This is a genomic window from Taklimakanibacter deserti (assembly GCA_003574785.1).
In genome coordinates this window covers 387069-398622 of the sequence record QORU01000006.1, presented here as the reverse complement: position 1 = coordinate 398622, position 11554 = coordinate 387069, and the positions used below count along the sequence as shown (strand labels likewise).

General features: G+C 62.8%; 12 protein-coding genes. 5 read left to right on the top strand and 7 right to left on the bottom strand.

From position 1 onward, the window contains the following. Window positions 1–297: 297 nt before the first annotated feature. On the bottom strand, window positions 298–909 hold the full coding sequence (locus DS839_RS15180; protein ID WP_119271212.1) for an isochorismatase family protein: 612 nt from the start codon (window positions 907–909) through the stop codon (window positions 298–300). Window positions 910–1009: 100 nt separating this feature from the next. Here DS839_RS15180 and DS839_RS15175 point away from each other — a divergent pair, with 100 nt between their 5' ends. The 3 genes from DS839_RS15175 to DS839_RS15165 all read left to right on the top strand — a co-directional run bounded on the left by DS839_RS15175 (window position 1010) and on the right by DS839_RS15165 (window position 3562). Continuing rightward, window positions 1010–1270, top strand: a complete 261-nt coding sequence (locus tag DS839_RS15175) for a hypothetical protein (protein WP_119271210.1) — start codon at window positions 1010–1012, stop codon at window positions 1268–1270. 134 nt (window positions 1271–1404) lie between these two features. Further along, window positions 1405–2700, top strand: coding sequence for an alpha-hydroxy-acid oxidizing protein (locus tag DS839_RS15170; protein WP_119271208.1), 1296 nt, complete (start codon window positions 1405–1407; stop codon window positions 2698–2700). A gap of 16 nt (window positions 2701–2716) precedes the next feature. After that, on the top strand, window positions 2717–3562 hold the full coding sequence (locus DS839_RS15165) for a c-type cytochrome (protein ID WP_162918542.1): 846 nt from the start codon (window positions 2717–2719) through the stop codon (window positions 3560–3562). Window positions 3563–3572: 10 nt separating this feature from the next. Here DS839_RS15165 and DS839_RS15160 read toward each other — a convergent pair whose 3' ends face one another. Both DS839_RS15160 and DS839_RS15155 read right to left on the bottom strand, forming a co-directional pair. Beyond that, complete coding sequence (locus DS839_RS15160; protein ID WP_119271256.1) at window positions 3573–4514, bottom strand: 5'-methylthioadenosine/S-adenosylhomocysteine nucleosidase; 942 nt, start codon at window positions 4512–4514, stop codon at window positions 3573–3575. Between the two features lie 14 nt (window positions 4515–4528). Continuing rightward, on the bottom strand, window positions 4529–5692 hold the full coding sequence (locus DS839_RS15155) for an NAD(P)/FAD-dependent oxidoreductase (RefSeq protein WP_119271205.1): 1164 nt from the start codon (window positions 5690–5692) through the stop codon (window positions 4529–4531). A gap of 172 nt (window positions 5693–5864) precedes the next feature. Between DS839_RS15155 and DS839_RS15150 the strand changes: the two genes are divergently transcribed. Beyond that, on the top strand, window positions 5865–6104 hold the full coding sequence (locus DS839_RS15150) for a hypothetical protein (RefSeq protein ID WP_119271203.1): 240 nt from the start codon (window positions 5865–5867) through the stop codon (window positions 6102–6104). A 42-nt stretch (window positions 6105–6146) separates the two neighbouring features. After that, window positions 6147–6704 carry a universal stress protein gene (locus tag DS839_RS15145; RefSeq protein ID WP_119271201.1) on the top strand — a complete coding sequence of 186 codons (558 nt, stop codon included), beginning with the start codon at window positions 6147–6149 and terminating at the stop codon, window positions 6702–6704. Between the two features lie 172 nt (window positions 6705–6876). On the opposite strand, the gene DS839_RS15135 is transcribed toward DS839_RS15145, so the two are convergent. The 4 genes from DS839_RS15135 to DS839_RS15120 form a co-directional block, all read right to left on the bottom strand. Beyond that, window positions 6877–7398 (bottom strand): DUF2231 domain-containing protein, encoded by a 522-nt coding sequence (locus tag DS839_RS15135; RefSeq protein WP_119271197.1) that lies wholly within the window; start codon window positions 7396–7398, stop codon window positions 6877–6879. Between the two features lie 75 nt (window positions 7399–7473). Next, window positions 7474–8193: a hypothetical protein gene (locus DS839_RS15130; RefSeq protein ID WP_119271195.1), complete on the bottom strand. Its 720-nt coding sequence runs from the start codon at window positions 8191–8193 to the stop codon at window positions 7474–7476. A gap of 146 nt (window positions 8194–8339) precedes the next feature. Beyond that, window positions 8340–8582, bottom strand: a complete 243-nt coding sequence (locus DS839_RS15125; RefSeq protein WP_119271193.1) for a DUF2630 family protein — start codon at window positions 8580–8582, stop codon at window positions 8340–8342. Window positions 8583–8673: 91 nt separating this feature from the next. Beyond that, window positions 8674–11472: an ATP-binding protein gene (locus tag DS839_RS15120; RefSeq protein ID WP_162918541.1), complete on the bottom strand. Its 2799-nt coding sequence runs from the start codon at window positions 11470–11472 to the stop codon at window positions 8674–8676. Window positions 11473–11554: the final 82 nt, after the last annotated feature.

Below are 11554 nucleotides of genomic sequence, written 5' to 3'. Positions count from 1 at the left end.
CCAGCACCTCGCCTTCGCGCGGACCTTCGAGGTCGACCTCGACGATCTCGAGCGGCTTGGCTTTCTCAAAGGCAACGGCGGCGCGGGTTTTCATGGGGGCTTCTCGCCTGCTTTCCACCAAAAGACCAAATGGAGGACTTCAGATCCTCACGTCTTTTTGCGACAGCTCAGTGCGAAAGAGAGCGGTGTCGACGATCATTTCTCGCCGTCACCGAGGAGAATAGGATTCGGTCACTTTCCTGTAAAGCCGGAAACCGGCGACTGCCACCAAAGTCGTGTATCGCCATGCGATGCGCCCTAGATTTCGGACATTATCTGCTGAGCTGTCCTGAGATCGGAATATTTCTGGCCCATGTCGAAAAGATTGGCCCTGTGGGGATCGAGCGCCCGGTCGCCGACGCAGTCGATGGCGACGATCGTACGGTAGTTGAGAGCCATGGCGTCGATCACGCTGGCGCGCACGCAGCCGCTCGTCGTGCAGCCCGCCACCACGAGAGTGTCCAACCCCCTGGCGATCAGGCAGGCATTGAGGTGGGTGCCGAAAAAGGCCGAGGCTTGCGTCTTCCGGATGACCAACTCGCCGGGATGCGGGCTCAGCGTTTCGACGATCTGGCTCGCCGGTGCGGTTTCGGTCAAGCCGAGCAGGCGCGGAACCTTTTCGCACCAGAGGCTCGCATCGGACCCGTCCGCGGCATAGACGATACGGGTGAAGACGATGGGCAGCTTGCGGTCCCGGAAGAAGCCGAGCAGCGGGACTGTGGCGATGACCGCCTCGGGGATATTGCCGCCGCCGAGGATTTCGGGATCGTGGAAGCCGTTGACGAAGTCGACGAGGAGCAGGGCCGGCGCCTTGCCGAAGCCCGTCTTCTGGCCGAACTGCTGCTTGTGGTAGACGTCTTCATCGGTCATTGCTGTTCACCCACCGTCCTTCTGGCCAGATATTCGCTGGTCCGCCGGGCGGGAACAAGCTCTGGCTGCCGTGGTTGAGCCTCGGAGGAGGAGGAATGTCATGACTCTCAAGCCCGACCTCGTGGTCTGTAACCCAAATGCCTCGTCCGAGCGGGGAAAAGCCGTTTTTTTCCATTTCGAGATTGTGAATCCGGCAACCCTCGAGAACACCGGCGTGTCGCACAATATCGCCATGCCCCACGCCGACGCGAAAAAGCTGTTCGACATACTGGGCGAGATGTCGAAGCAGTATGGCTGGCTGGACACCGCGCCCGAGGTGCTGCGTGTCTCGCCGGAAGGCCCCGGGCCTGCGGCTCCATGAGCGGGGGCTCACGGCGACGTCAAGCCGGGCTAATGGGCCAAATTGGCTTGCCTGATCCTCTGACGAGGACGATCATCGGGAACCGGGGCTCATCGCAGGAGACTTGATCGGACGCCGCCCAAGGGGAGGGGAGTGTGGTCAATAGAAGCCGGCTACGCCAGAAGCGGCTCTATCTCGACGGCTTTGCCGGAAAGTATTGCGCGGTTCCCGTCATCCTCCGGGATTTGGAGCAGCAGGCACTTCGCAAGCTGAGCGCCCGCGCCGGGGCCTACTTCGCCGGCGGCGCCGGCGCCGAGCGCACGATGGCCGCCAACCGTGAGGCCTTCGACCGGCGCCGCATCGTCCAAAGAGTGCTGCGCGATGTGTCGAAGCGCGATCTGTCGGTCGAGCTGTTTGGCCGGCGTCTGCCGCTGCCGGTGCTTCTGGCGCCCATAGGCGTCCTCGAGCTGGCGCACAGAGAGGCCGATCTCGCGGCGGCACGCGCTGCTGCCGCTGAGGGCATTCCCTTCGTCACCTCGAGCCAGGCCTCCTATCCGCTGGAGGATATCGCCAAGGCCAATGGCGAAGGATGCCGGTGGTTTCAGCTTTATTGGTCCCAGCACGATGAGATCGCCAGAAGCTTCATCTCGCGCGCGGAGGCCTCGGGCTATAGCGGGCTTGTCGTGACGCTCGATACGACCGAACTCGGCTGGCGGCCGCGGGATCTCAGCCGCGGCTATCTGCCCTTCATGGCCGGACGGGGCATAGCCAACTATGTCAGTGATCCGGTCTTCGCGGCCATCGAGGTCGACGGCCATGATCCGGAAGGATTGCGCCCGCCCCTTGGCCTCGGTCTGATCCGGTCCGCGCTTGAGCTCATCGGCGCCGCGCCGGGAAAGTCCCTGAAGCGGTTGCTGGCCACCCCCGAGAGGGTCAGGACAATCAGGAAGTTCATCGCTCTTTACTCGCGTCCCCACCTGACATGGGAGGATCTGCCGCGGCTGCGGGAATGGACCCGTCTTCCTATCGTGCTCAAGGGGATCATGCACCCTGACGATGCGCGCCGCGCGCTGGAGCTCGGCATGAATGGCGTGATCGTGTCAAATCACGGCGGCCGGCAGGTCGACGGCGCCGTCGGCGCGCTCGACGCCCTGCCCGGTATCGTCGATGCCATCGACGGCAAGATCCCGGTTCTGTTCGACAGCGGCATCCGGACCGGCGCCGACGTCATCAAGGCGCTGGCGCTCGGGGCCCGTGCGGTGCTGCTGGGGCGTCCCTACGCCTATGGCCTTGCCCTGCAGGGCGAAGCCGGCGTCCGCGACGTGATCGCCAATCTGGCGGCCGATCTCGACGCCAATCTCGGTCTCTCGGGCCATAGGACATTATCCGAGCTCGATCGCAGCATTCTCGAGGAACGGTCTTTGTTAACGGGCGCAAGACTGGAGCAGTAATCGCATGAGAGGTTGCGTGGGGCTTGCACGAATAATCTGGCCGGTGCTGGCGGCCATGCTCTTTCTGACGTCACCCGCCTTCGCCTCGGAAGACACGGTCTTGCGCTTCTCGGTGCGCGGGAAGCCGGTCGTGGAGCTGAGCATGGCGGAGCTCAGGCAAAAGGTGCCCACAACGGAGATCACCGTCTGGGAGCCGCATGAAGACAAGAACGTGACGTATGAGGGTTTCGATATCGGCAAGCTCTTCAGCGCGGTCTATGGCGAGCAGTGGAAGGAGATCGACGAGGTGTTGTTCACTTGCGTCGACGGCTACCAGCCCGTCCTGCCCATGGACCGTTTCAGCCGGCATCTCGGCACCCTCGCCTATCGGCGGCTGGACCAGGATGTGTTCAACGTCCAAAACCGCTTCGAGGGTCAAAAGGATGTGCCGCTCGGACCCTTCTACCTGGTCTGGGACAACCTTCATTCAGATGAGCTCCGCGCCCAAGGCGCCAATGGCTGGCCCTATCAAGTCGTGGGCATCGATCTGGTGAATTTCGCCGATCGCTTCCCAAGATTGAGTCCGCCGAAGGATGCCTCAGAGAAGGCGAAGAAGGGATTTCTCGCCTTTCGGGAAAACTGCATGGCCTGCCACACGATCAACGGCGAAGGCGGCAACAAGGCGCCCGAGCTCAACTACCCGATGAGCGTCACCGAATATCTGTCGGACGCGTGGATCCGCAAATGGCTGATGGACCCACGGTCGGTCCGCTACAACGCCACCATGCCCGCTTTCGCCTCGCATCCGGATCCGGACGCTCTAATGGACGACGTGCTCGCTTATCTGAAGACGATGGCGCAGCACAAGCAGAAGCCCGAATGAGCTCTCGCCGTCACGGCATTTCCGCCACAATGGCCTTGACGACCGCCTCCGAATTCCGCGAGGCCAAGGCCATGAAGGTCAGCATCTCGTTGGGCCCGCCACTGCCGCCCGCAAGATCGGACAGGCTGCGCACCGCGAGGAACGGCACGCCATTCGCATAGGTGACATGAGCGACGGCGGCGCTTTCCATATCGATCACCTTGGCCTGAAAGGTCGACCACGCATATTCGCGGAACTTGGCGTTGTCGATGAAGGCCGAACCCGATACGCCGTTGCCGCCGACAACGATCTCAGGCTTTCTGGCCAGGCAACTTTTATCCGCGGCGCAAGCATCGAGATGAACCTTGGCCGCGACCTTGCGGGCGACGTCCAAGAGGCCCGGGTCGATCGGGAACCAGAAACGGTATTCGGTGCCGGTGCCTTTCCGCGTCACCTCGACCGAACGCGGGACGATCATGCCGTAGCCGGCGAAGCCGTCCAATTCACTCTTCATCCAGGAGGGAATGACGAAACCTTCAGGCGTCTCGCGCGCGAACACCGACTCCAGATACTGGCCCCAGCGATCGGCAATGACGACGTCCCCGATATGCAAGTCGGGGTCGACGCCGCCGGCAATCCCCGAAAACACGACGGTGGTGACCGAGAAGCGATCGAGCGCGATCTGCGTGTTCATCGCCGCATTGACCGTGCTGACACCGCTCAGGAACAGGACGACGTCCTTGCCGGCAAGCTTGCCGGTGATGAAGCTGTTGCCATTGATCATGTATTCCGTCGGCTCCTGGATCTCCTTCTTGAGGTTCGTCCACTCCGGCTGGAAGGCTGACATCACGGCGATTCGCGGCTTCTGATCGAGAAACCCGTCCGCCGATGCGCCGACGGACAGCGCGCCAAGCAGCAGGAATGCCGTCAATGCCGCGGCGAGAACCCAGCGCAAAGTGAAAGTGTCTTGCATGGACTGCTCCTTGATCATGCGATGTTGCGTGCTGGAGAAGGCGCCAGAATTTCCATTCCTGGGGTCGAGACCGGCGCCCCATAAAGGGCCCAGTCCGCCGCGATCTGGCCGATGACCGGCGCGAGCTGAATGCCGTAACCGCCGGCACCGGCAGCGGTGACGAGATTTGGCTCCCTCGCGTCGATCGGGCCCACGAACGGCCGGTGGTCAGCGGTCACCGGATAGAGGCCGGCCCAGCCGCGCCCCAGTCTTGCGCCCGGCAAATGCGGGAGCCGCTCCAGCAGAAGCTCGGCGAGGTGGATTTTCGACGCCTCATCGCATTGCTCGTTATAGTCATCCGGGTTTTCGGCCCGCGTCGAATCGACCTTGTGAATCTCGGCGATGAGCTCGCCCGATTTCTCATGGCGGAAATTCAATCCCGTCCCTTCGCCATTCACCAGATCCATGACCATCGGCATCGTATAGTCGAGCGGCTGGTCGAGCAGGACCATGACCCCCTCATGACGCTCGGGACGCACGTGCAGTGTCTGGCCGAGGATTTCGGCGACAAGCGGGGCCCAGGCGCCGGCGGCGTTCACGACCACATCGCCATCGACCACACCCTTCGTGGTCTCGAGCCGGTAGCCGCCCTTCTGCCGCGTGGCGCCGGTGACGGTGCAATATTGCTGCAGCCTGCCGCCCAGGCTCTTCAGCCTTTCGGCGAGGAACATGCACAGCTCATGCGGATCGAGAAAGCCGTTATCCGGTCCGAAGATGCCACCGGCAAGACCCGTCACGTCCATATGCGGGACAAGCCGGTGCAATTCGTCGGCCTGATAGAGCTTGGCGCGGAAGCCGGCCTCCGCCTGCATCCCGACCGAGCGCTCGAACAGCGCCATTTGTGCCGTGGTCCTGGCCAGCCGCAAATAGCCGATGTGGTTGAAGTGCAATCCGGCGTCTTCCCAGCGGGCGAAATGCTGGAAGGCATAGCGGCGCAGCAGGATTTCATCCGGATCGGTGAATTGCGTGCCGACGACGCCCACCGACCGGCCCGTAGAGCCCGAGGCGATCGATTTCGCCTCGAGCACGGTCACCTTGGCGCCCCCATCGGCGAGGCTGACCGCCGCGCACAGGCCGAGCGACCCGGCGCCAATGATGATGACGTGAGGAGGATTGGTCGCCTGGGCTTCTGCCGTCATGTTCCCATCATCGATGTCGAGGACAGGCGGACATTAGCGGCTTCGCTCCGCGCCGGAAACCCGCAAATCAAGCGACGCGGCGGTCGCAAGGCCGCAATTTTGGAACAAATGCCGCGCGCGACGCATTGGGCCAAACCAAGACCCATCGGCTCAACCATAAGGGAGGTTAGCCATGACATGCGACATTCGCGAGCCCTATATACTGAAAGCCATGGGAAAGGCCTGCTCCCATGTGATCGCGAGCAAGGGCTATATCGGCGAGAATGAACGCCATGACATCGCCGACCGGATCGTGGCCGAGGCATCGGCCGGGGAAACCAATATTGAAAGGCTCGTCCAATTCGCTGTCGCTCCCTCCGTCCCCGAGAAGCCGGGAACCAGATCGCGCCCCAAGCTTTGGTTAATTACATGAAACGGGCTAGCCGGGTCACGAAGAGACGGCGAGGAAGGCCATATGGTCTCTCAAATCCTTTGCGCGATAGACGACGCCGATCATTCCGCCACGGCGGCCGACTATGCGATCGACATGGCCAGGCAGTTGTCGGCGAAGCTCGTTTTCCACATGGTCAATCCGGCCGTGCTGCCAAGTCCGCGCGGCGCACCGGTCTATCTTTGGGCGGATGACTACGTCAGATTCTATCTCGACGAGGCCTTTCGCCGAGCGCGGCGAGCGGGTGTAAGCCAGGTGATGTGTGAAACCGAGCGCGCGAACTGCGTTGCCGATTCGATTATCGCCCGCGCGGATCTCCATGGGGTCGACTTCATCATTGTCGGGGCGAGTTGCCGTTGCGACGGGATCATGAGCCTCTTCCGGCGACCTGTGTCGCGACGCGTCGCCGATGCCGCCAATTGCCCCGTGCTCATCATCAGGCGCGTCCGCGAACGCCGGCGGCAAGGTGCCTTTCCCTACGCCGAGCGGCGTAACCTAATATTCCATGGCGCCGCCGCGGCGCGCGCGGAACCATTTGCACCAGCCTCTCGGGCTGATATTGCCCGGCACGACCTGGCATGAGTCCGGAGCTTGGAAATACCTGCATCGGCCGCACCGCTGGTCCCCATTCGGGTGATTCTGATAACGCGAGGCGGTCTTGCTCATCCTGTTCAATGCCTGGGCGGGGACTGTCGTCGCTCCCACGATGGCGGCGCCCGACAGGCATTGGCCCAGAAATCGGCGGCGCGATAATTCAGGATCGTCCTTCATTGGGGTTACTCCCTTTCGGTTGGAGGCGCCCCCCGACGGATGATCGCTCTCCGGCCATGCCCACTCCGTGCCGGAAGACCATTTCTCCACCAAGCCAGCCGGTGACGGCAAAGATCACGACCACCAGGATGGAAAGCAGAAGCTCAGTTCCGGTCACGCTTAAGGCGTCACCGGAAAGGCGCAGGTAAAGGCTGACTGCCGAGAGCGCGAGCGCAATCGCGTTTCCGATGAAATGGTACCAGACGAGGCTCAGCGAACGGATGTGCTCGTTGGCGATGAAGTCGACGAAGCCTGCGACGGCAGCCAATGCTCCGCTCACCAGCCCTGAGCCGATCAGCCAGGCGCTGGCGCGCGCCCAGAAGGCATCGCCGGTGCCCTGGAAAGCCAGATCGGTCAGGAGTGCCCCGATGAGGAACGCGATCGGAAATGCGACCAGAAGCGGGTGGAGCGGATGTCCGTCTATTGCCGCCGTGCTGCGCAATCGCGAAGGCTGCCTACTGTCCATTGGGTGCCTCCTTTATGAACCAGGGCCAAACACCTGACGGGGGGCAAGGTTCCTATTTGGCGCGGCCGGCGGCTGTTATGAGAACCGCACGTCGCTGATATCGATCGAGACCAGCAGCGTGGAGAGATCCGGCCTGCGGTCGGACCGGCAGACATAGACCCGCCGTTTGCTGGGCAGGCGAATGCCGTCCGCGCCGATATAGTCGTGGACGAGCTGCGCGGCGGCAAATCCGCCGGCGACATCAACCGCATAGTCATGCCGGCGCAGCAACAGGTCATCGCCGAAGTAGAAATCCTGCACCGCGCTATGGGTTGCGATCATGCCGGAGAATTCCGCGCGCAATACGCTCCAGGTTTCGCCATGCTCGATCCACGGCTCGATCTCATAGACCCGGACTCCCTCGCGCGCGAGAAGGAAAGGCGTCGTCAAATAGAGCCACAAGGCATAGCCGTTGAAATAGGCACGGTGCAGCGGATCCCAAGCCGTCCTCACGTCGTGGCCGGTGAACGCGGCGCGGGGATTTTCGCGCTCGGCCACGATCGAGCCGTCACCACGACGGATCGCTATCCGGTCGGGGGCAAATTCGGTGTGCCAGTCGGGATCGCCAAAGGGCTTGAGGGAAGCGCGCTGCTGATGCAGGTCCACGGTCATCCGGCGCGGGTCCGGGTCTTGAGCCAGCCCCTTCAGCGCCCAGAGGCCGCCGCCCGTGACGATCGTCGCCTCCACCCGATTGAGCGCGCGCCAGCGGCTGAAACCGCCATGGGCACGCACGATGTCGGACAGCAGTTCATTCATTCGCGTCGCCTCCGGAAACCTCCACGCCGGGAGAATCGGACAAGAGCGGCGACAAAGCGAGTTTACTGTTGTTAAGAGGTGTAAAGGCGCGGCAGCGACGCGGCCCGCGCGACCGAGACTATCGAACCCCTAATGAGGTACTCTCTTTAGCCTTGATATTTCTCGACAATTCGCGCGTCGCGAAGCTGGGCCTCGCTCGGGTCCTTGCCATATTCCCGCAACGCGCGCCGCTGCCTGAGCAAATCCCAGCACTGGTCAAGCTGCACGCCAATGCCGCGCAGCTTCTCTATGTCAGCGTCCGAAGGCTCGCCCTTCTTATAGAGCCGCTGCTCCTCCGCCACGAGTTCGCCAATCTTGTTGAAGACCGAGGCATCGGTGTCCGTTTTCATGGGATGGCCTTTCTCTTCATTCAGCCTGTCTGAGTGGGAACATACACTTGCCAGCCGTCCGATCAGAGTAAAAGGTTGTTAATTCTCCAAATCACGAAAGAGCGGTCAGCAATGTCCTGGCCTCGCGCATATCCTGAGTGTCAAAGTCTTCGCTGAAACTTCCAAAGGCCCGCGATAAAGCGCCTTGCGCCTCCGCATCGCGGCCCTGGGCGCGGTGAAGCTTCGCCAAGCTCACAGCAGAACGCAGCTGCCAGGCGGCGGTTCCCTGGCGCTCGGACGAGGCGATCGCTTCCAGGAAGCATTGTTCCGCCTTCTGCGCGGCATCGGGATCACCTGCGCGCAACAGGATTTCGCCGCGGATGCGCAGCAATTCCGCAAGAAACCAGCGCTCGCCATTGCGCTCACAACGGGCGAGCGCCTTGTCGACGGCCGCGAGCGCCTCCTGCGGCCGATGCGCGCTTCCGAGCGCTGCCGCATATTCACCGAGAAACATGGTGTAGTAGACGCCGTACTGAATGTCGCGCAGGTCATCGACTGCCGCGCCCAGCATGAGTACGCCATCATCGATCCCATCGCGCCTGGTGACGAGGAGGGCATGGAAGCAGCGCCCGTAGATCCGCCAGAAGTCCAGGGCCTGGCGAGCCGATTGATCGAGAAGCATCGTGACATAGCGCTCCACGGCCTTGAGATCGCCGACATAGAACGCAATCGGACATGCGGCCTGGACCAATATCTGGCAGAGCGAAAGCACGTTCTTGCCGGCAATCGCGCCTTCGACCATCGTCTCGACAAGGCGCATCGCCTGACCGGCGGATCCCTGCAGCCACAAGATGCGCGCCAGAAAGCACTGGGCCGTGGCGCGCTGGTCGAAGACGTAGCGAATGATCTCAGCGCCGATCACCGGGGATTCGTAATGGTCCAGCATGCGCTCGATGTAGCGCCGGGCCTCCTGCTGATCGCCCATGAGGTGAAACAGGTAGCCGATCATGCGATCGCCGACGAGGCGGTCCTGCTCATTTGCCTGGCGGGCGGCCAGGTCGGAGAATTTCTGCGCCATCGTCAAAGCGGTGCGCAATTCGCAGCGGTTGAGAAGAGCCGCCCACAGCCCCCAGAGCGCCCGGAGCTGATGATCGATGTCACCTTGCTGTTCCGCGAGCTCGAGGACCTGCTGCCAGGCGGCCTCGGTCTCGGGCACCAAACCCGTCGTCTGCATCAGCGCCCAGGCGCGGGCGGCGTGAAGACGCATGTCGCGGTCGCTGTTCCGGCTCGCTTCAGGTGCGGCGAGGGCGCGGTCTATGCGTTCGGCGCATTCGCTGATGAGCGACAGCTGAAACCACAGTGGGATAGTGGCGATGGTGAGCGCGACGCCGGTTGCGGCATCGCCCGAAGCTGAAAATGCCCAATCCAAGGCCGCTCTTGCATTGTCGAGGAGGTGGCGATGGCGGTCGAGCCATTCAGCCGCGGGCCGCGTCTCCCAGCTGGCCTCGGCCCGTTCCAGCAAGGCTTTGTAATGCTCGGCATGAGTTCGGGCGATCCGATCGCGCTCACCGCTTTCTTCGAGCTTGAACAGCGCATAGTCGCGCGTGGTGTCGAGCAGCCGATAGAAGGCCGTCGTGCTGTCCGTGTCGGCCACGACGAGCGATTTGACGACCAGGTTGGCGATGGCATCCACCGCGTTGTCAGGCATGATGCCGGTGCCTGCCAAGACGGCGCTGGCCGACTCCATCGTGAACGGGCCGGCGAAAACGGCGAGACGGCGCAGGACCAGACCCTCGGCGTCAGGAAGATGGGAGTAGCTCCAGTCAAGGGTCGCGCTCAGTGTCCGGTGGCGCGGCAAAGCCGTGCGCCGGCCTTGCATCAGAAGCTGGAAGCGATCGCTGAGCAGCGCCGCCAAGCCCGTTACGCCGAAAGCATCGACGCGTCCCGCCGCGATCTCGATCGCCAGCGCAATGCCATCAAGCCTGCGGCAAATCGCGGCCACAATAGGTGCGTCCCTGTCGGTGAGCTCGAAATCGCCGCTGCTTGCGAGGGCCCGCTCGACAAAAAGCTGAACGGAAGGAAAAGCGAGGGCCTCGGCCGCCGTGAGTTTCGCGGCGTCGTCCGGAACACCCAGGGGCGCCAGGCGGTAAACATGCTCGCCTTCCGCGCGCAGGCTCTCCCGGCTTGTCGCCAGGACGAATGTTCCTTTGGCGCCTTTGAAGATCTCCTCGGCGAGGACTGCCGCTGCTTCGATCACATTCTCGCAGCTGTCGAGCACGATCAGGATATTCTTCTCTTTCAGGAACTGGATGAGGTGCGGCAAGGGATTGTCGGAGCGCACCGCGACGCCGAGCTGGGCTGCGAGCGCCGATGCCGCGAGCTGCGGGTCGGTCAGCGGGGCAAGATCGACAAAACAGACACCGTCCTTGACCGAGGCCAGAACGCGATCCGCGATGGCAATGGCGACGGTCGTCTTTCCGATGCCTCCGGGACCGACGATCGAAATGAACCGATGCTGTCTCAGCCGCTCGGCAAGGTCTGCGACGATATCGGCGCGACCGACCATGCGGGCGAGCGGCACCGGCATGCCCGCCGGCCTGTCCACTGGCTCCGCCGGCACGACGGCTGCGCTCGCCTGCGTCGTGCTGACAGGGGCGACGAAGCAATAGCCGCGGCCGGCAATGTTGCTGATGTAGCGCTTGCCGTCCTGACCATCACCCAAAGCGCGGCGCAAGGTCGCGACATGAACCCTGAGATTGCCCTCTTCCACGAAGATGTTCGGCCAGACCCGCGCCAGCAGCTCCTGCTTGCTGACGATCTGGCCCTGCTTCTCAACCAGGGCCAGCAGGATGTCGCAGGCCCGGCTGCCGATACGGACAGGCTTGCCGGCGTCGAGCAAAAGCTGCCGCACGGGGAAAAACTCGAATGACCCGAAGGAAATGCAATGATCGGTTGAAATCCTGTCCTCGTCCGGCATTTCGTATTTTTGAACA